Annotated in this window: 18 protein-coding genes and 1 pseudogene; 10 read left to right on the plus strand and 9 right to left on the minus strand. The window is 59.8% G+C overall.

What is annotated here, in order from left to right:
- Nucleotides 1-7: 7 nt before the first annotated feature.
- From ACIF4X_RS22700 to ACIF4X_RS22715, 4 genes are all read right to left on the minus strand, one after another.
- Nucleotides 8-682, minus strand: a complete 675-nt coding sequence (locus ACIF4X_RS22700) for a hypothetical protein (RefSeq protein ID WP_397483814.1) — start codon at nucleotides 680-682, stop codon at nucleotides 8-10.
- A gap of 240 nt (nucleotides 683-922) precedes the next feature.
- On the minus strand, nucleotides 923-1,480 hold the full coding sequence (locus tag ACIF4X_RS22705; protein ID WP_038359601.1) for an L-threonylcarbamoyladenylate synthase: 558 nt from the start codon (nucleotides 1,478-1,480) through the stop codon (nucleotides 923-925).
- A 55-nt stretch (nucleotides 1,481-1,535) separates the two neighbouring features.
- Nucleotides 1,536-2,636 (minus strand): DNA-processing protein DprA, encoded by a 1,101-nt coding sequence (gene dprA, locus ACIF4X_RS22710; protein ID WP_397483827.1) that lies wholly within the window; start codon nucleotides 2,634-2,636, stop codon nucleotides 1,536-1,538.
- Between the two features lie 80 nt (nucleotides 2,637-2,716).
- Entirely contained in the window at nucleotides 2,717-3,742 is a 1,026-nt protein-coding gene (locus tag ACIF4X_RS22715) for a LysM peptidoglycan-binding domain-containing protein (RefSeq protein WP_397483815.1), read from the minus strand.
- Nucleotides 3,743-3,902: 160 nt separating this feature from the next.
- On the opposite strand from ACIF4X_RS22715, the gene def reads away from it, so the two are divergent.
- From def to ACIF4X_RS22740, 5 genes are all read left to right on the plus strand, one after another.
- Complete coding sequence (gene def, locus ACIF4X_RS22720) at nucleotides 3,903-4,409, plus strand: peptide deformylase (RefSeq protein WP_122855361.1); 507 nt, start codon at nucleotides 3,903-3,905, stop codon at nucleotides 4,407-4,409.
- Nucleotides 4,410-4,467: 58 nt separating this feature from the next.
- Nucleotides 4,468-5,427: a methionyl-tRNA formyltransferase gene (fmt, locus tag ACIF4X_RS22725; protein WP_397483816.1), complete on the plus strand. Its 960-nt coding sequence runs from the start codon at nucleotides 4,468-4,470 to the stop codon at nucleotides 5,425-5,427.
- Entirely contained in the window at nucleotides 5,424-6,734 is a 1,311-nt protein-coding gene (rsmB, locus tag ACIF4X_RS22730) for a 16S rRNA (cytosine(967)-C(5))-methyltransferase RsmB (protein WP_397483817.1), read from the plus strand. The genes fmt and rsmB overlap by 4 nt, the downstream gene beginning before the upstream one ends.
- 22 nt (nucleotides 6,735-6,756) lie before the next feature.
- The gene (gene trkA / locus ACIF4X_RS22735; RefSeq protein ID WP_064389689.1) at nucleotides 6,757-8,133 is read left to right on the plus strand and encodes a Trk system potassium transporter TrkA; all 1,377 of its coding nucleotides are present in this window, start codon (nucleotides 6,757-6,759) and stop codon (nucleotides 8,131-8,133) included.
- 135 nt (nucleotides 8,134-8,268) lie between these two features.
- Nucleotides 8,269-8,583, plus strand: coding sequence for a tetratricopeptide repeat protein (locus tag ACIF4X_RS22740; RefSeq protein WP_397483818.1), 315 nt, complete (start codon nucleotides 8,269-8,271; stop codon nucleotides 8,581-8,583).
- A 1-nt stretch (nucleotide 8,584) separates the two neighbouring features.
- Here ACIF4X_RS22740 and ACIF4X_RS22745 read toward each other — a convergent pair whose 3' ends face one another.
- From ACIF4X_RS22745 to ACIF4X_RS22755, 3 genes are all read right to left on the minus strand, one after another.
- Nucleotides 8,585-8,824: a PilZ domain-containing protein gene (locus ACIF4X_RS22745; protein ID WP_397483819.1), complete on the minus strand. Its 240-nt coding sequence runs from the start codon at nucleotides 8,822-8,824 to the stop codon at nucleotides 8,585-8,587.
- A 73-nt stretch (nucleotides 8,825-8,897) separates the two neighbouring features.
- Nucleotides 8,898-9,785: a lysophospholipid acyltransferase gene (locus ACIF4X_RS22750; RefSeq protein WP_008084359.1), complete on the minus strand. Its 888-nt coding sequence runs from the start codon at nucleotides 9,783-9,785 to the stop codon at nucleotides 8,898-8,900.
- Nucleotides 9,786-9,825: 40 nt separating this feature from the next.
- Nucleotides 9,826-10,383, minus strand: a complete 558-nt coding sequence (locus ACIF4X_RS22755) for a DNA-3-methyladenine glycosylase I (protein ID WP_397483820.1) — start codon at nucleotides 10,381-10,383, stop codon at nucleotides 9,826-9,828.
- A gap of 81 nt (nucleotides 10,384-10,464) precedes the next feature.
- Here ACIF4X_RS22755 and glyQ point away from each other — a divergent pair, with 81 nt between their 5' ends.
- From glyQ to ACIF4X_RS22775, 4 genes are all read left to right on the plus strand, one after another.
- Nucleotides 10,465-11,418: a glycine--tRNA ligase subunit alpha gene (gene glyQ / locus ACIF4X_RS22760; RefSeq protein ID WP_034152298.1), complete on the plus strand. Its 954-nt coding sequence runs from the start codon at nucleotides 10,465-10,467 to the stop codon at nucleotides 11,416-11,418.
- Nucleotides 11,415-13,469: a glycine--tRNA ligase subunit beta gene (gene glyS / locus ACIF4X_RS22765; RefSeq protein ID WP_397483821.1), complete on the plus strand. Its 2,055-nt coding sequence runs from the start codon at nucleotides 11,415-11,417 to the stop codon at nucleotides 13,467-13,469. Before glyQ ends, glyS begins: the two co-directional genes overlap by 4 nt.
- 4 nt (nucleotides 13,470-13,473) lie before the next feature.
- Nucleotides 13,474-14,013 (plus strand): D-glycero-beta-D-manno-heptose 1,7-bisphosphate 7-phosphatase, encoded by a 540-nt coding sequence (gene gmhB, locus ACIF4X_RS22770; RefSeq protein ID WP_397483822.1) that lies wholly within the window; start codon nucleotides 13,474-13,476, stop codon nucleotides 14,011-14,013.
- An 83-nt stretch (nucleotides 14,014-14,096) separates the two neighbouring features.
- On the plus strand, nucleotides 14,097-14,876 hold the full coding sequence (locus ACIF4X_RS22775; RefSeq protein ID WP_397483823.1) for a lysophospholipid acyltransferase family protein: 780 nt from the start codon (nucleotides 14,097-14,099) through the stop codon (nucleotides 14,874-14,876).
- A 168-nt stretch (nucleotides 14,877-15,044) separates the two neighbouring features.
- Here ACIF4X_RS22775 and ACIF4X_RS22780 read toward each other — a convergent pair whose 3' ends face one another.
- Nucleotides 15,045-16,577, minus strand: coding sequence for an ATP-binding protein (locus tag ACIF4X_RS22780; protein ID WP_397483824.1), 1,533 nt, complete (start codon nucleotides 16,575-16,577; stop codon nucleotides 15,045-15,047).
- A 169-nt stretch (nucleotides 16,578-16,746) separates the two neighbouring features.
- Here ACIF4X_RS22780 and ACIF4X_RS22785 point away from each other — a divergent pair, with 169 nt between their 5' ends.
- Entirely contained in the window at nucleotides 16,747-17,466 is a 720-nt protein-coding gene (locus ACIF4X_RS22785; RefSeq protein ID WP_397483825.1) for a response regulator transcription factor, read from the plus strand.
- A gap of 68 nt (nucleotides 17,467-17,534) precedes the next feature.
- Here ACIF4X_RS22785 and gyrB read toward each other — a convergent pair.
- Nucleotides 17,535-18,528: pseudogene (gene gyrB / locus ACIF4X_RS22790) on the minus strand (DNA gyrase subunit B); the annotation flags it as partial.

The raw sequence follows: 18,528 nt of genomic DNA on the forward strand, positions 1-18,528 counted from the left end.
GCCGCGTTCAGAACCTCGGCGGATGACTCGCCGACGGTTTTTGCGCCCAGTGGCCGACAGTCGTGTGGTCAGGCTGTTGAACCGCTGCGAGGATTTGCCGCCACTCGGCTGACAACACCCAGTAATCACCGCGTGCGCGATGTTCAATCTGCAAGGGATTGGAGGCGACCGGCATCAGACCGAAACGCTGGTACAGACGCAGCTGCGATGCCCTGCACAACGCTGTGACACCTTGATAGCCCTGTTTTATCGCCCACTCGGCAGCGGCCGCCAGCAGACTGTTGACGGCAATGGGCTGTTGGCTGGGCACCTGCGAGATCAAGCGACTGAGTTCGACATGGCGTGACAACGCCACCGTGGGCGAAACATGTTGCCGCGCCAACGATGCCCACTCGAACGGCGCCGGAGTGGCCCTCAATACCGCCAGCAGCTGTTCGTGCCGATACAGCAGAAAGTGGGTACTGCGCGACCTTGTCGCCAGTTGCGTTTCGAGCATCCGCGCCCTGGACGTCAGCATGTAATGCTGCAGCCGAAGCCGAAATTGCCGATCGATAAACCGATCGAACACTTGGGTATCCGACCCCGCTTCAAGCATCACGATACGACAGCCCTCATGATGACTGTTCAACGTCACCTGAAGCGTCTGCAGGTAATCCTTGAGTTGCAAATCCGTAGTGTCCATTCTTTCTCCGCAGACCTTAACTTATCGAAGTGTTCCGAGTGCAGGGAAAGGATGGTTGCTTTTGGCGATACCGCCACGAAACGAGGTCTGAGAATCAGGTGGGAAAATTCAGTTAATCCCGGCCGTTGGCGACTTTTCCGACGCAACAAGCAGCATCATTGCAGGATAAATCGCAGGCATGCGTAGTACTCCTCGCCGTCGAGGCGAGGAGTACTCACGTTACAAATTATCGACGCTGGATCAGTCGGGACGAATGACTTTGCCGGTCGCCAGATCACGGATCACGCTGGGGTTCTTGCGTCCACCCAGTTGCCCACCCAGTATCAGATCGATCTGCCCACGGAAATATTGCTCGACACGCAATCGCGTGCGCGCCGCCGGGCGACCCTGGGGGTTGGCCGAGGTCGAAATCAAAGGCCCGACCATCGAGCACAGATCGCGCACTTGCGGATGATCACTGACCCGCAACGCCACGGTGTCGTGCACGCCGGTCACCCACTCCGGCAACAAGCCCTGATGCGGCACCAGCCATGTGTTCGGCCCTGGCCAGGTGCTGGCCATACGATCGATCCATTCTTGCGGGAAGTCTTCGAACAGGAAGTCGAACTGGCGAATGTTGTCGGCAACCAGAATCAGCCCTTTGACCACCGAACGATTCTTGATCGCCAGCAACCGATCCACGGCCTCTTCGTTCCACGGGTCGCAACCCAGCCCCCAGACGGCTTCGGTTGGATAGGCAATCACCGCCCCGGCGCGAATCTCTCGTGCGGCTTGTTGCACACGCCAACTGTTGACCATGAAAAAACTCTCCGCAATCAGGTTTCGCGCAGTTTACCGATCTTCCTTGTAAAACCTAGCGTGTCCTGGCCAACCAGCGACCGTTTTCGCATACCGCGCGGCCATCCATTTCCAGTTCGGTAAGGGCTGCCAGCACTTTCGGTAACGCCCAACCGCTACTGTCGGCCAATCCTTCGCTGGTGTGCGGCGCGGCGTGCAGCAATATGAGCAATGGATGATCGACTTTCGCGGTGTCTGCGGACAACGGCAAATGCTGCCAGCCACGCAGGGCTTCGAGGATGTGCTCGATGGTTTCCACCAACACCGCACCGTCGCGAATCAATTGGTGACAACCGCGCGCGCCAGGGTGATGAATCGAACCGGGAATCGCATACACCTCGCGTCCCTGTTCGGCTGCCAGCCGCGCAGTGATCAATGAACCGCTGGCAACGCTGGCCTCGACCACCAGCACTCCCAGAGACAATCCGCTGATGATCCGGTTACGACGCGGGAAGTTGCTCGCCGTCGGCCCGGTATCCAGCGGAAACTCCGAAAGCACCGCGCTGCCGGACGCAATCATCGCGTCAGCCAAGCGTCGATTGCGTTGTGGATAAAAATTTTCCAGCCCGGTACCCAACACACCGACGGTCAAGCCACCGACATCCAGTGCCGCCTGATGCGCAGCGGCATCAATGCCCAGCGCCAAGCCACTGGTGATGACAAAACCAGCCCCGGCAAGGCAGCGCGAAAACGCTGCCGCGGTATCCATTCCCGGGCGCGAAGCGCGGCGGCTGCCGACCATCGCCAGTTGCGGTTTCTCCAGAATCAGCGGGTCGCCAGCGACAAACAGCAACGGCGGTGGATCCGGAATTTGCGCCAGCAGCGCCGGGTAATCCGGTTGATCCCACATCAGTAAATGATGCTCCGGACGCTCTAGCCAGCGCATTGCGTGGCTGGCGCCATCGCGCACTTCAGGGCAACGACGCGCTTCGGCACTCGTTGCTGGCAAGCCCAACGAGCGCCAGGCACTGGCCGGAGCGCTGATGGCTTTGGAGGCCGAGCCGAAAGCTTCAAGCAATTTGGCGAAGCGCTTCGGGCCGACATCCGGCAAGCGGTGCAGGCGCAGACGCGCTTCCAGTTCCGCCGGCGAAACCGGCGTACAGACAGGCAACATGATGGATCATCCTTGATCGTTACAAGCCCCGAACCATTCGGAACAAGCTGTGGATAACTCTGTTGGTAACTTGTGAAGCAAGCTTACGGATTTCGCACCTTGTCGAGCACCGCCAGCGAGCGTGAAGCGTTGAGAACGAGGCCGTAGCTGAGTTTGTCGTAGGTGCGGAACACCATCAGCAACCCGGCGCGTTCGTCGGGAATTTTCAGTGGCTGGCCGGTAATGCGGTCACGCACGGTTTCGCCGGTTTTCATCACCACCAAAACGTTACCTTCGGCGAGACCATCGCGCTTGCCTTTGTTCAACGTGACCACGTCCATCACACCAATCTGGGTAACACCGCGCGGAACATCGATGATCACGCCGTTGATGTTGGTCGTTGGCGCGCTGGGCATGAAGGTCGAATTGATCGAACGCTCTTCGCCGCTGAACAAGCGGTCGCCGAGGCGCACTTCCTGCGTGGTGCGTTGCAGGGCGAGGGTGGCGACGTCGCCTTCGGTGGCGACAATTTCACCGCCACCGATATCGTCGGCGTTGATCCCCAGAAACTCCTTGGTCTGCGGATCGGTGTAGACCTTGCCCTGGCGGAAGATGCCGTAGACCGGCTGATCCGGATCAAAATGACCACGCGCGAAGATCCGGTCACCGGTGCCGCTGAGCACACGTTCGGCATCGCCGGCGACGATGTACGGTGCCTTGTCGAAATCCTCGACCTTGTCGACGATGCGGTTACTCAGCAGAAAGCTATTGATGGATTTCAGCGGAATGCTCGGTATCGCCTCGGCCACCGGGCTGGTGCGTATCCGTGGCGAGAGCTTGATGGTGCCGCGCGATTCACCGCGATTGAGCATCAGGCGTGGCTGGCCGTTGACGTAGCTGAGCGTCAGCGTGTCGCCGGGATAGATCAGGTTGGGGTTTTCGATTTGCGGATTGGCCCGCCACAGTTGTGGCCACTGCCAGGGCTCGCGCAGGTATTTGCCGGAAATGTCCCAGAGCGTGTCCCCCGAAACCACCGTGTATTGCTGTGGAAAACCATCCCTGAGTTGCACTTGCCCCTGTGCCACGCCGGCCGAAGCCAACAGCAGCAGGGCGAGTAGTGTTTTCCTCATGCAGTGAATCCCTTTATCATGTGCATTCGCGTGAACCGTCAGAGCCCCCGTGGCTCGCTTGTGCAAAATGCACAAGCTACGCTTCACAACGGTAGCCTGCATCTTCGGACCTGCCAGGCCATCGCCCGACTTTACTCAACGTGTGCAGCAATCAAAGCCTATGGCCATTTTAAACATCCTCGAATTCCCGGACCCGCGTCTGCGCACTATCGCCAAGCCTGTGGCTGTAGTGGACGACGAAGTGCGTCAGTTGGTCGATGACATGTTTGAAACAATGTATGAAGCGCCGGGCATCGGCCTTGCCGCGACCCAGGTCAACGTGCACAAACGTATCGTCGTGATGGACCTTTCCGAAGACCGCACCGAACCCCGGGTGTTCATCAACCCCGAGTTCGAATCGCTGACCGAAGAAATGGAGCAATATCAGGAAGGCTGCCTGTCGGTGCCGGGTTTCTACGAAAACGTCGATCGCCCGCAAAAGGTCAGGATCAAGGCGCTGGACCGCGACGGCAAGCCCTATGAACTGATCGCCGAAGGCCTGCTCGCGGTGTGCATCCAGCACGAATGCGACCACCTCAACGGCAAATTGTTCGTCGATTACCTGTCCACGCTCAAACGCGACCGGATCAAGAAGAAACTGGAAAAGCAGCACCGCCAGAACGCTTGATGCCCCTCCTTCAAAGGCTTGCTGCGGCAAGCCTTTTTCTTTTTAAGAGATTCCCTTCATGACTGAGCCACTGCGCATCGTTTTTGCCGGCACCCCGGAATTCGCCGCCGAACACCTCAAGGCCCTGCTGAGCAGCCCTTACGAGATCGTTGCGGTCTACACCCAACCGGATCGTCCGGCCGGTCGCGGGCAAAAACTGATGCCGAGCCCGGTCAAACAGCTCGCGCTGGAAAACAATATCCAGGTGTTGCAGCCGCCGACGTTGCGCAACGCCGATGCACAGGCTGAACTGGCCGCGCTGAAGCCGGACTTGCTGGTGGTGGTCGCCTACGGCCTGATTCTGCCGCAAGTGGTGCTGGATATTCCGCGTCTGGGTTGTATCAACAGTCACGCGTCGTTGCTGCCACGCTGGCGCGGTGCGGCGCCGATTCAACGCGCCGTGGAACATGGTGATGCTGAAAGCGGCGTAACCGTGATGCGCATGGAAGCCGGACTCGACACAGGGCCGATGCTGCTCAAGGTCGTCACGCCGATCACCCGTGAAGACACAGGCGGCAGCCTGCATGATCGTCTCGCCGAGATGGGCCCGCCGGCCGTAGTGCAAGCGATTGCCGGTCTGGCCGCAGGCACGCTGGAAGGCGAAGTGCAGAACGATGAGCTCGCCACCTACGCGCACAAACTCAACAAGGATGAAGCACGCATCGACTGGAGCCGTCCGGCGGTTGAGCTGGAGCGACTGGTGCGCGCCTTCAACCCATGGCCGATCACCCACAGCACACTTAACGGTGAAGCACTGAAAGTGCTGGCGGCGACAGTCGCCGACGGCAAAGGCGCGCCGGGTGAAATCCTCAGCGCCAGCAAGGACGGCCTGATCGTCGCCTGCGGCGAACAAGCGCTGTGCCTGACCCGTCTGCAATTGCCCGGCGGCAAAGCGCTGAACTTCAGCGACCTGTTCAACAGCCGTCGTGAGAAGTTCGCCGTCGGCACCGTGCTCGGCGCAGCGGTGGACGCGCAATGAACCCGCGTCTGGCCGCCGCCAAGGCACTCGCAGCCGTCCTCAGCGGCAAAGCTTCGTTGAACAGCTCACTGCCCACGCAACTGGACAAGGTCGAAGATCGCGATCGCGGTTTCACCCAGGATCTGGCCTTCGGCACCGCGCGCTGGCAGCCACGTCTTTCGGCACTGGCCGAGAAGCTGCTGCAGAAACCGTTCAAGGCTGCTGACGCCGATGTCGAAGCGCTGCTGCTGGTCGGTCTCTACCAATTGCTCTACACCCGCGTGCCAGCCCACGCTGCCATCGGCGAAACCGTCGGTTGCGCCGACAAGCTGAAAAAACCCTGGGCCAAGGGCCTGCTCAACGCCGTGTTGCGCAACGCCCAGCGCGAAAGCGAAACGATTTTCGCCGAACTGGAACGTGATCCGGTGGTGCGCACTGCTCACCCGCGCTGGTTGCAAAAATCCCTCAAGGCGTTCTGGCCTGAGCAGTGGGAAGCCATCTGCGCAGCGAACAACGCGCATCCGCCGATGATCCTGCGGGTTAATCGCCGCCATCACAGCCGCGACGCTTACCTTGATCTGCTGACCGAGGCGGGCATTGCCGCAACGCCCTGCGTTTACAGCCGCGACGGCATCATCCTCGAAGCCGCTGCCGACGTGCGCAGCCTGCCGGGTTTCGCCGAAGGCTGGGTCAGCGTGCAGGATGAAGCCGCGCAACTGGCCGCCGACCTGCTCGATCTGGCGCCGGGCCAACGCGTGCTTGACGCCTGTTGCGCGCCCGGCGGCAAGACCTGCCACATCCTCGAAGCCGAATCGGCGCTGGCCGGCGTGGTGGCGGTGGACCTCGAAGCCAAGCGTCTGGTGCGCGTGAAGGAAAACCTTGAACGCCTCGGCCTCAATGCCGAACTGATCGCCGCCGACGGGCGCGACACCGAGAAATGGTGGGACGGCAAACCGTTCCAGCGCATCCTGCTCGACGCGCCGTGTTCGGCCACTGGCGTGATTCGCCGCCACCCGGACATCAAGCTGACCCGTCAGCCGGACGACATCGTCGCCCTCGCGCAATTGCAAGGCGAGTTGCTCGACGCCATGTGGAAAACCCTCGAGGTCGGCGGCATCCTGCTTTACGCCACCTGCTCGACCCTGCCGACCGAAAACACCGAAGTCATCGCCGCGTTCCTTGAGCGCACGCCCGGCGCTCGCGAACTGGATCTGGCCACCACGGCGGGAATCAAACAGCCCCATGGTCGCCAACTGCTGGCCCAGCAGGGCGGGCATGACGGGTTCTACTACGCCAAGCTGATCAAGATCGCTGCCGCGCGCGGCTAAACGGATTCAATGGAGTGACTGGATGAAAATCATCATCCTCGGTGCGGGACAGGTCGGCGGTTCGCTGGCCGAGCATTTGGCCAGCGAGGCCAACGACATCACCGTGGTCGATACCGACGGCGAGCGCCTGCGCGACCTCGGCGACCGCCTCGACATCCGCACCGTGCAGGGCCGTGGCTCGCTGCCATCGGTGCTGCGTCAGGCCGGTGCCGACGACGCCGACATGCTGGTCGCGGTAACCAACAGCGACGAAACCAACATGGTCGCCTGCCAGGTCGCCCACACGCTGTTCCACACCCCGACCAAAATCGCCCGGGTGCGCGAAGCGTCCTACCTCAATCGCGAGGAACAACTGTTCCAGAACGAAGCGATTCCGGTCGATGTGTTGATCAGCCCCGAGCAAGTGGTGACCAACTACATCAAACGCCTGATCCAGCATCCCGGCGCTTTGCAGGTGATCGATTTCGCCGAAGGCGCGGCGCAACTGGTGGCGGTACGGGCCTATTACGGCGGCCCGCTGGTGGGTCAGCAACTGCGGCAGTTGCGCGAACACATGCCGAATGTCGAGACCCGCGTTGCGGCGATTTTCCGCCGTGACCGACCGATCCTGCCGCAGGGCGATACAGTGATTGAGGCCGATGACGAAGTCTTCTTCATCGCCGCTCGCGAGAACATTCGTGCGGTGATGAGCGAAATGCGCCGTCTCGACGAAACCTACAAACGCATCGTCATCGCTGGCGGCGGGCAGATCGGTGAACGGCTGGCCGAAGCCATCGAAAGCCGTTATCAGGTGAAGATCATCGAGATGAACCCGGCGCGTTGCCGTTATCTTTCCGACACCCTCGACAGCACCGTGGTCTTGCAGGGCAGCGCGTCCGACCGCGATTTGCTGCTGGAAGAGAATATTGCCGATGCCGACATCTTCCTCGCGCTGACCAACGATGACGAAGCCAACATCATGTCGTCGCTGCTGGCCAAACGTCTGGGGGCGAAGAAGGTCATGACGATCATCAACAACCCGGCCTACGTCGACCTGATTCAGGGCGGCGACATCGATATCGCCATCAGCCCGCAACTGGCGACCATCGGCACCCTGCTGGCCCACGTGCGCCGTGGCGACATCGTCAGCGTGCACTCATTGCGTCGCGGTGCGGCGGAAGCGATCGAGGCGATTGCTCATGGTGATGCGAAGTCGAGCAAGGTCATCGGCAAGCCTATCGAAAAGATCGGACTGCCACCGGGCACCACGATCGGTGCGGTAATCCGCAACGAACAAGTGATCATCGCCCACGACGACACGGTGATCGAAGCGGGCGACCATGTGATTTTGTTCCTTGTGGATAAAAAGCATATTCGCGATGTGGAGAAGCTGTTTCATGTGGGGTTGAGCTTCTTCTGAGGTTGATCGTTCCCACGCTCTGCGTGGGAATGCAGCCCGGGACGCTCTGCGTCCCAAGAGCGGACGCAGAGCGTCCATTGAGGCGTTCCCACGCAGAGCGTGGGAACGATCAGACTGAAGCGAGGGTGCAAAAAAATGCTCGAATCCCTGGAAAAAATGCTCGCCAAGGGTGTGGATAACTCTCTGCTGCGCTTCGGCCTGGGCAAGGGCTATCTGGATCTGGGCGAAAATGCCAAAGCCGCCGAGCATTTCCAGCGCTGTGTCGGTTTCGACCCGAAGTATTCAGCGGCGTGGAAATTGTTGGGCAAGGCGCAGCTGGCGCTGGGCGACACCGCCGCCGCGCGTAATGCGTGGGAACAAGGTCTGGAAGCAGCCCGTGCCCATGGCGACAAGCAGGCCGAGAAGGAAATGACGGTATTTCTGAAGAAGCTCGATCGTCAGGCGCAGTGATTCAGAGGTAACGAAGACCGATACCGTCGGCATCCACCGTCACCACTTCCATTCGTACGCTCGGTGCGCCTGTGGGTAAACCCTGCACTTGGCCATAGACCACCGCGCCTTTGGGCAACGATGCCAAGGTCGGATGCTGCACGAACACCCCGGTAGGCGACAGGTTGCGTGTCTGCCCAAGGCATTCGCCGAAGCTGTCGTGGGTGATTTTGATGCGGAAGGATTTGCGTTGTTCGGACATCTTGTTGCGCCCTTTGATGAACGGTTGTGGATAACCTTGTCAGTGAGGTTATCCACAGATCATGCCAATTATTTCAATACCAGCGCTCTTCGCCCGGTGGACGTTTCTTGAAGCGCTTCATGCTCCACATGTACTGACTTGGATAGGCGGCGACGTAGCGTTCGACGACTTTGCTCATTGCCGCACAGGATTCGGCGGTGTCGGTGCTGTACATGGCTTCGGGCGCGGCTTCGAGGATCACTTTGTAGCCAGAACCGTCGGGCAAGCGCAGCGCATGCAGGAACACGCCGACGGCTTTGCCACCGGCCAACATGTTCGGTACGAATTTGCTGGTCAGCGCTTGAGTGGCGAAGAACGGCACGAAGATCCCGGCGGATTCGGCCGGTTCCGGGTCAGCGGGAATGCCCACTGCACCACCCTTGCGCACTTCCTTGATGACGCTGAGGATGCCTTCCTTGGTGGAGGCGGCGACCTTGTTGCCCAGTTGCACGCGCTGTTTGCGCAGCAATTCATCCACAGCCTTGAGCTTTGGCGGACGGTAGAAAATGATCGGTTTGCACTGGCTGCAATAGAAGTGGTTGAGCACTTCCCAGTTGCCGAGGTGGCTGGTGATGCCGACCACGCCTTTGCCCGAGGCCAAGGCGTCTTTCAGCACATCGAGGCCTTCGACTTCGCGCACCAGATCAATCGAACGCTGCGCCGGCCAGATCCACGCGCAGGCGCTTTCGGTCAGCGACTTGCCGATGTCTTTCAGGCTCTGCCCGACCAATCGTTCACGCTCGGCCGGATCCATCTGTGGAAAACATTTGGCGAGGTTGATCCGCACCACGTCGCGGGAGCGGTTGGGGGTTTTCCACATGATCCAGCCGATCGCCGAACCCACGGCCTGCACGGCCCGCCATGGCAGCAAGGCAAACAGCCGCAGAGCGCCTACCAGCAAGGCGCCTTTAAACTTTTCCACAGGTCACTCCTGATCTTGTGCGGTGCGCGAGGCGGCTATTCTAACCGCCGTTGACGAGCTGCGCGTAGCGGTCGCAGTCGCGGGTGTGGTCCATGACCATGCCGGAGGCTTGCATCAACGCGTAGCAAATGGTCGGTCCGACGAACGTGAACCCGGCCTTTTTCAGGCCTTTGCTCATCGCCAGCGCTTCGGGGGTGATCGCCGGGACTTCGCTGCGATCCTTGAAATGATTGATGATCGGTTGGTCATTCACGAACGACCAAAGAAACCCCACCGGATCCTCCAGCGCCAGCCAGGCCTGGGCATTGCGCCGGGCGGCGTTGAGTTTGAGGCGGTTGCGGATGATCCCCGGATCGAGCATCAATTCGTCGATTTCGGCGTCGCTCATCTGCGCCACGCGCTGCACATCGAAGCCGAACAACACCTCGCGATAACGCTCACGTTTACGCAGCACGGTGATCCACGACAGCCCGGCCTGGAACCCTTCGAGCAAAAGCAACTCGAACAAACCCTGCGCATCGCGTAGCGGCGTGCCCCACTCCTGGTCGTGATAAGCCATGTACAGCGGGTCTTCGGTACACCAAAAGCAGCGTGGCATAAGGCTCCAGGGGGCGTGCGCAGCAATGAATCGGGTATACTCCCGCTCTTTAAATCGCAGCCCAAGAAACAGGTGAATTTCGTGAGCCAGCCTACGCCAGCCGTGCGTACCTTCCAAGACTTGATCCTCGCGCTCCAGCAATACTGGGCCGAGCAAGGTTGCGTGGTACTTCAGCCCTACGATATGGAAGTAGGCGCCGGCACTTTCCACACCGCGACCTTCCTCCGTGCCATCGGCCCGGAAACCTGGAACGCCGCTTACGTGCAGCCAAGCCGCCGTCCGACTGACGGCCGTTACGGCGAAAACCCGAACCGTCTGCAGCACTACTACCAGTTCCAAGTGGTTCTGAAGCCGAACCCGGACAACTTCCAGGAACTGTACCTGGGCTCGCTCAAGCATGTCGGCCTGGACCCGTTGGTTCACGACATTCGCTTCGTCGAAGACAACTGGGAATCGCCGACCCTCGGCGCCTGGGGTCTGGGCTGGGAAGTCTGGCTGAACGGCATGGAAGTGACTCAGTTCACTTACTTCCAGCAGGCGGGCGGCATCGAGTGCTACCCGGTGACCGGCGAGATCACTTACGGTCTCGAGCGTCTGGCCATGTACCTGCAAGGCGTGGATTCGGTCTACGACCTGGTCTGGGCTGACGGCCCGATGGGCAAAGTCACCTACGGCGACGTGTTCCACCAGAACGAGGTGGAGCAGTCCACTTACAACTTCGAACACGCCAACGTCGACAAGCTGTTCGAACTGTTCGACTTCTATGAAGGCGAAGCCAAGCGTCTGATCGAGCTTGATCAGCCGCTGCCGTTGCCGAGCTACGAAATGGTCCTGAAGGCGTCGCACACCTTCAACCTGCTGGATGCGCGCCGGGCGATCTCGGTGACCGCACGTCAGCAATACATTCTGCGCGTACGCACCCTGGCGCGTTCCGTTGCGCAAGCCTACCTGCTGGCACGCGCCAAGCTGGGCTTCCCGATGGCGACCCCGGACCTGCGTGACGAAGTACTGGCCAAGCTGGAGGCTGCACAATGAGTGCGCAAGATTTTCTGGTTGAACTGGGCACCGAAGAACTGCCACCGAAAGCCCTGAACACCTTGGCTGAGGCGTTCCTCGCCGGTATCGACAAGGGCCTGCAAGCCGCTGGCCTGAGCTACGAGACCAAAACCGTCTACGCCGCGCCGCGTCGTCTGGCTGTGCTGATCACCGCGCTGGCCACCCAGCAGCCGGATCGCAGCATCAACCTCGATGGCCCGCCACGTCAGGCGGCGTTCGACGCTGAAGGCAATCCAACGCAAGCAGCGCTGGGTTTCGCCAAGAAGTGCGGCGTTGATCTGAGCGAAATCGATCAGAGCGGCCCGAAACTGCGTTACAGCCAAAGCATCGCCGGCAAACCGACTGCGAGCCTGCTGCCGACCATCGTCGAAGATTCGCTGAACGACCTGCCAATCCCGAAACGCATGCGTTGGGGTGCGCGCAAGGAAGAGTTCGTGCGTCCGACCCAATGGCTGGTGATGCTGCTCGGTGACCAGGTCATCGACTGCACCATCCTCGCGCAAAAGGCTGGCCGTGATTCCCGTGGTCACCGCTTCCATCACCCGCAAAGCGTGCGCATCGGTTCGCCGTCGAGCTACCTCGCCGACCTGCGTGGCGCTTACGTGCTGGCCGACGCCAACGAACGTCGCGAGATCATCAGCAAGCGCACCGAAGAACTGGCCACCCGTCAGGAAGGCACGGCAATCGTTCCGCCGGCATTGCTCGACGAAGTGACCGCGCTGGTTGAATGGCCGGTGCCGCTGGTGTGCTCGTTCGAGGAACGCTTCCTCGACGTGCCGCAGGAAGCGCTGATCACCACCATGCAGGACAACCAGAAGTACTTCTGCCTGCTGGATGCCGACGGCAAGTTGCTGCCACGTTTCATTACTGTGGCCAACATCGAAAGCAAAGACCCGCAACAGATCATCGCCGGTAACGAGAAAGTGGTTCGCCCACGCCTGACCGACGCCGAGTTCTTCTTCAAGCAAGACAAGAAGCAGAAACTCGAAGCCTTCAATGATCGCCTGAAGAACGTGGTGTTCCAGGAAAAACTCGGCAGCGTCTACGACAAGGCCGAGCGCGTTTCCAAGCTGGCTGCGTACATCGCCGCACGCATTGGCGGCAACGCCTCGTGGGCCGCTCGCGCTGGCCTGCTGTCGAAGTGCGACCTGGCCACCGAAATGGTCGGCGAGTTCCCGGAGATGCAAGGTGTCGCCGGCTACTACTACGCCATCAATGACGGCGAGCCGGAAGACGTCGCGCTGGCGCTGAACGAGCAGTACATGCCACGCGGTGCCGGTGCAGAACTGCCGGCGACCCTGACCGGCGCGGCCGTCGCGATCGCTGACAAGCTCGACACCTTGGTCGGTATCTTCGGTATCGGCATGCTGCCAACCGGCAGCAAAGACCCGTATGCCCTGCGCCGTGCGGCACTCGGCGTGCTGCGTATCCTCATCGAGAAGAAACTTGATCTCGACCTGAACGACGCCGTCGCATTCGCGGTGAATGCGTTCGGTGCCAAGGTCAAGGCTGCCGGCCTCAACGAGTCCGTGCTGGAATTCATCTTCGACCGTCTGCGTGCGCGTTACGAAGACGAAGGCGTCGAAGTGGCCACTTACCTGTCGGTACGTGCCCTGAAGCCAGGTTCGGCGCTGGATTTCGATCAGCGTGTGCAAGCGGTGCAAGCCTTCCGCAAACTGCCGGAAGCGGCAGCGCTGGCGGCGGTGAACAAGCGTGTGTCGAACCTGTTGAGCAAACTCGAAGGCGCGGTACCGACCGAGGTGCAAGCCAAGTACTTCGACAACGCCAACGAGTTCTCGCTGTACTCGGCGATCCAGCAAGCGGATCAAGCGGTGCAGCCAATGGCCGCGGCGCGTCAGTACAACGAATCGCTGGCACGCCTGGCGGCATTGCGTGAGCCGGTGGATGCGTTCTTCGACGCGGTGATGGTCAATGCCGACGACGCCAATGTGCGGGCCAACCGTTACGCGCTGCTCGCGCGTCTGCGTGGTCTGTTCCTCGGTGTTGCCGACATTTCGCTGCTGGGTTGAGGGATTGCTGTTGAAACTGCTGATTCTCGATCGGGACGGAGTGATCAATCACGACTCCGACGCTTACATCAAGTCGGTGGCGGAGTGGATTCCGTTGCCCGGCTCGATCGAAGCGATTGCGCAGTTGAGCAAGGCCGGCTGGACGGTGGCGGTGGCCACCAACCAGTCGGGCATTGCTCGCGGCTATTACGACCTCGCCACCCTGGATGCCATGCACGCGCGCCTGCGCGAGCTGGTGGCGGAGCAGGGCGGTGAAGTCGGGCTGATCGTGTATTGCCCGCATGGGCCGGACGAAGGCTGCGATTGTCGCAAGCCGAAACCGGGGATGTTGAAAACCATCGCGGCGCATTACAACGTCACGCTTGCGAATGTCTGGTTCGTCGGCGACAGCCTTGGTGACCTGGAGGCCGCCAAAGCCGTCGATTCACAGCCAGTTTTGGTAAAGACCGGAAAAGGCGCAAAGACTCAGGGCAAAACCCTGCCGGTTGGCACTCTGATTTTTGACGATCTGGCGGCGATTGCCGCAGAACTTATCCACAACTAGAGTACTTCTGAAGTTCCTGACCAGGGATTGATCGGGAGTGCGCTTGAACAGTCGGGCATTGCCCCGTAACGGTAAACGTCACTATGTCGATACTGCGGGCCATCAGGATTTTTCTCTTTTACCTGCTGCTGGGCACCACCTCCCTGCTGTGGTGCAGCTTGAGTTTTTTTATCGCGCCGTTTTTGCCGTTCAAGGCGCGTTATCGTTTTATCAACGTGTACTGGTGCCGTTGCGCCTTGTGGTTGACCAAGGTGTTCCTCGGTATCCGTTACGAAGTCAAAGGCGCGGAAAACGTGCCTGACCGGCCCTGCGTGATTCAATCGAACCACCAGAGCACCTGGGAGACGTTTTTTCTCTCCGCTTATTTCTCGCCGTTGAGCCAAGTGCTCAAGCGCGAACTGCTGTATGTGCCGTTCTTCGGCTGGGCCATGGCCATGCTGCGGCCGATCGCGATTGATCGCGACAACCCGAAAGCGGCGCTGAAACAAGTCGCGGCCAAGGGTGATGAACTGCTCAAAGATAACGTTTGGGTGCTGATCTTCCCGGAAGGCACACGTGTGCCGTTTGGCACTGTCGGCAAGTTCTCTCGCAGTGGCAGTGCGTTGGCGGTGAATGCGGCGCTTCCAGTGCTGCCGATTGCACACAATGCCGGCAAGTTCTGGCCGAAAATCGGTTGGGGCAAGAAGTCTGGCGTGATCACTGTGGTCATCGGCGAACCGATGTACGCCGAAGGCACAGGACCGCGCGCCATTGCCGAGTTGAACGACCGGGTGCAAGCCTGGAACGAAAAGACTCAGCGCGAAATGGGTTCGCTGCCGCCGGCCCCGCAGGCACCTGCCGCAAGTGATCAGGTGGTTGTCTGAGAATTTGTGGATAACCTGTGTACGGTTTTGATGAAAACGCTTGAATATTGAAATTAAGTGATTGATTTACCTATATATTTCTCAAGCTCATAAAACGCCGTAAAAGGTGCATAAGTTTTTTTCGGAAGTAAAAAAACCGGCTGATATAGCCGGTTTTTTTGTGCCCGTTTACTCGGCGATCAACGGTAATTCGAGCACAAACGTGGTGCCCTGATCGACCACGCTCCGGCATTCAATTACACCGCCATGGTGATCAATCACTGCTTTAACCATCGACAGGCCCAGACCTACGCCATCGATGCCTTGGGCGGAGGAAAAGCGCCGATACTGGGTGAAAAGGTCGGGTAATTCTTCGGCGGCGATGCCTTTGCCCTGGTCAGTCAGTTCACAGCGCAGCCATTCCTCGTCGCAACGTACGTTCAGCGTGATCGTTGTGTCGGCCGGGCTGTACTTGATCGCGTTCTCCAGCAAATTGAACAGGGCGCGTGTCAGCAAGCCTTGGTCAGCATTGATCAAGTGTTCCTGGGATTGCTCATCCATGTCATTCAGCAGTTCGATGCGTTTTTGCTGGGCAATGGGCAACGCCTGATCCATCACGTCGAGTACCAGCATCGCAAATAGCGTCGGCTGAAAGTGGTAAGACTCTGATTCTGCACGCGCCAGCAGCACAAAACCGTCGGTCAGATCCAGCGCGCGGCGCACCTGACGTTCAATCTGATTGAACAAAGGCGCATCAGCCCCGGCCTGATGACGGTGAACATCGAGTAAAGCGAGGATCGCCGAGTGCGGGGCGCGCAAGTCGTGGGACAGAAAGCGCAGCAATACGCTGCGTTGTTCCTCGGCCGCACGTTCAGCGCTCAGATCCGTGAGGCTCAGCAGCCAACCAATCGGCGTGTCACCGTCCACCGGCAGCAGGGCAGCACGTTCCAGACGCAGACTGCGTTCCTTATGATCGCGAAACTCCAAAAGAGGAAGGGCGGATAATAGCGGGCGCTGTGCTGTTGATAATTCCGGATAGCCCAAACGGGCAAGTTGGCCAAGGACATCGTCGCCCACCAAGGGATCATCGAATAATGCGCGAGCCTTGCGGTTACCCAGAAGGATCTGCCCTTTGGGATCACTTATCAGTGTGGCCACGGGCAGGTATTCCAGGCCATCGGCGATAAAACGCCGCGTATCGCGGGTACGGCTCATGGCCTGCTCAAGCGCCATGATCTGGCCCTGCAGGCGGTCAGCCCCGGTAAACTGCGAGCGTCGACGTTCGGGGAATACCTTCGGTTCGCTGTCGAGCCGCGCCAGTTCCCAACCGAAATAGGTCAGCACCACGCTCAGGCGCCGCCAGTTCCAGATCAAATAACCGAACAACATCCCCAGCACTGCCGGGGTAGGCGACCACCAGCGGCGTATCTCAGCCAATCCTGCACTCGTCAGCAGTGCGCACGCCATGCCGACCAACGTTATCCAGAGCGCCCAACGCGGACGCCAGAGCAGCAGCCCGAGAATGCAGGCCACCAGCACAACCGACAACAGTGCGCCCATAGCGGGAGTCGCATCGTGCAGGTTGATCTGCGCGCGATAGGACAACAATGCCGTCAGCGGCAACAGCACCAGACTTATCCACAACCACTCGCGCACCAACTGTCTAAACAGTCGCTGCACCTGGCTGGGTTCACGGCTTTCGCGCCGACGATTATTGTTCATGTGGAAAAACGGCAGGGCAGGGTGAATGGTTTCATGGGCCACAGGTCTGAGACGTAGACCCGGAGAATCATAGCGGACGTCGACCAACGGCGGGCCGCCTACTTTCACAGCGAAGGCCGTGCGACTATCGTTGTCCACCAACTGCCCCAGCAACAAGGAACCACCGCGAATGCGCGTTGCGATACTGGACGACGAACCCGCCGAACTGCGCCGGGTCGAGCAAACCCTGCAGCAAATGGCCGATGCTGGTGAACAGCCGTGGTCACTGCACAGCTTCGAACGCGGTGAAGACCTGCTGCGACAGCTACGCCGGGAAACCTTCGACCTGCTGATCCTCGACTGGCAACTCCCAGACCTCACCGGCCTGGCGCTGCTACGTTGGACTCGCGAACATATGGAAGCCCCACCGGCGGCAATCATGCTCACCAGTCGCGACGGCGAGAGCGACATCGTCCAGGCGTTGAATGCGGGCGCCGATGATTATGTGAGCAAACCGTTCCGACCGAATGAGCTGAAGGCGCGGGTTACCGCCGTGCTGCGTCGGCACAGCCAGCAACGTGCGGCCGCGACGGAAATGCTGACCTTCAATGACCTGACCTTCGATGACGCCGAACTGACCGTCACCCGCGAGGGCAAACCGATAGTCATGACCGAGCGCGAGTATCGCCTGGCCCGATGCCTGTTCAGCAATCTGGGCCGGCCGTTGTCGCGGGATTATCTGTATGAGCGGTTTTGGCCGCATGAGGAGATCGCGTCGTCGCGGCCATTGGATACGCATATCTATCGGCTGCGCAACAAGCTCGGGCTGACGGCAGATCGAGGGTGGCAGTTGCTGACGATTTATGGGTATGGGTATCGGTTGGAGAGTGTATCTGCGGCGTCTGAGTAACGCATTTTGATCTGCCAATAAAAAGGCCAACGCAATGCGTTGGCCTTTTTGTTTGACGCAAACCGGGATCAGAAATCCAGGTTCGAAACCGCCAACGCATTGCTCTCGATGAAGTCACGGCGAGGTTCGACCGCATCACCCATCAGGGTGTTGAAGATCTGGTCTGCGCCAATGGCGTCTTCGATGGTGACTTTCAGCATACGGCGCACGCTTGGGTCCATGGTGGTTTCCCACAGCTGATCCGGGTTCATTTCGCCCAGACCTTTGTATCGCTGAATGGTGTGGCGCTTGGTGCTTTCCGCCATCAGCCAGTCCAGTGCTTCCTTGAACTCGGTGACCGCCTTCTTGCGCTCGCCACGCTGGATGTACGCGCCTTCGTCGAGCAGAGTGCTCAGTTGAGCGCCGAGGGTGACGACGGTTTTGTAGTCGTTGCTGCCGAAGAAGTCGCGGTTGAAGGTGACGTAGTTCGACAGGCCGTGGGAGATCAGTTCGACCTCGGGCAGCCACACGCCACGTTCACGGTCTTCACGCAGGCTGGCCTTGTAGACCAGACCCGACTTCTCGACGGTGCGCAGACGGACTTCGTACTGGGCCAGCCAGTCCTGCATCCTGGCGTGGTCGCCAAGCATTTCCAGGCTGACAGCCGGCAAGTAGATGAAGTGCTCGGTCAGTTCCTGTGGGTACAGGCGCGACAGACGCTTGAGGGTCTTCATCACCATGCGGAAGTCATTCACCAGACGTTCCAGCGCTTCACCGGAGATGCCCGGGGCTTCTTCGTTCAGGTGCAGGCTCGCATCTTCCAGGGCCGACTGCGTCATGTACTCTTCCATGGCGTCGTCGTCTTTGATGTATTGCTCTTGCTTGCCTTTCTTGACCTTGTACAGCGGCGGCTGAGCGATGTAGATGTAACCGCGCTCGATCAGCTCCGGCAACTGACGGAAGAAGAAGGTCAGCAGCAGGGTACGGATGTGCGAACCGTCGACGTCGGCAACCTCTGGCAGGCCGAGCAAATGGGCATCCTGCAGCCGTTCACCTCGAAAACCATCGACGCCAACATTCCGC

This window comes from Pseudomonas sp. NPDC085632, assembly GCF_044541255.1.
Taxonomy (GTDB): Bacteria; Pseudomonadota; Gammaproteobacteria; order Pseudomonadales; family Pseudomonadaceae; genus Aquipseudomonas.

What these genes read in the sequence shown, in the direction of transcription:
- ACIF4X_RS22700 (WP_397483814.1), bottom strand. Translation starts at nt 682, where the DNA reads ATGGACACTACGGATTTGCAACTCAAGGATTACCTGCAGACGCTTCAG.
- ACIF4X_RS22705 (WP_038359601.1), bottom strand. Translation starts at nt 1,480, where the DNA reads ATGGTCAACAGTTGGCGTGTGCAACAAGCCGCACGAGAGATTCGCGCC.
- ACIF4X_RS22715 (WP_397483815.1), bottom strand. Translation starts at nt 3,742, where the DNA reads ATGAGGAAAACACTACTCGCCCTGCTGCTGTTGGCTTCGGCCGGCGTG.
- def (WP_122855361.1), top strand. Translation starts at nt 3,903, where the DNA reads ATGGCCATTTTAAACATCCTCGAATTCCCGGACCCGCGTCTGCGCACT.
- fmt (WP_397483816.1), top strand. Translation starts at nt 4,468, where the DNA reads ATGACTGAGCCACTGCGCATCGTTTTTGCCGGCACCCCGGAATTCGCC.
- rsmB (WP_397483817.1), top strand. Translation starts at nt 5,424, where the DNA reads ATGAACCCGCGTCTGGCCGCCGCCAAGGCACTCGCAGCCGTCCTCAGC.
- trkA (WP_064389689.1), top strand. Translation starts at nt 6,757, where the DNA reads ATGAAAATCATCATCCTCGGTGCGGGACAGGTCGGCGGTTCGCTGGCC.
- ACIF4X_RS22740 (WP_397483818.1), top strand. Translation starts at nt 8,269, where the DNA reads ATGCTCGAATCCCTGGAAAAAATGCTCGCCAAGGGTGTGGATAACTCT.
- ACIF4X_RS22745 (WP_397483819.1), bottom strand. Translation starts at nt 8,824, where the DNA reads ATGTCCGAACAACGCAAATCCTTCCGCATCAAAATCACCCACGACAGC.
- ACIF4X_RS22755 (WP_397483820.1), bottom strand. Translation starts at nt 10,383, where the DNA reads ATGCCACGCTGCTTTTGGTGTACCGAAGACCCGCTGTACATGGCTTAT.
- glyS (WP_397483821.1), top strand. Translation starts at nt 11,415, where the DNA reads ATGAGTGCGCAAGATTTTCTGGTTGAACTGGGCACCGAAGAACTGCCA.
- ACIF4X_RS22775 (WP_397483823.1), top strand. Translation starts at nt 14,097, where the DNA reads ATGTCGATACTGCGGGCCATCAGGATTTTTCTCTTTTACCTGCTGCTG.
- ACIF4X_RS22780 (WP_397483824.1), bottom strand. Translation starts at nt 16,577, where the DNA reads ATGAACAATAATCGTCGGCGCGAAAGCCGTGAACCCAGCCAGGTGCAG.
- ACIF4X_RS22785 (WP_397483825.1), top strand. Translation starts at nt 16,747, where the DNA reads ATGCGCGTTGCGATACTGGACGACGAACCCGCCGAACTGCGCCGGGTC.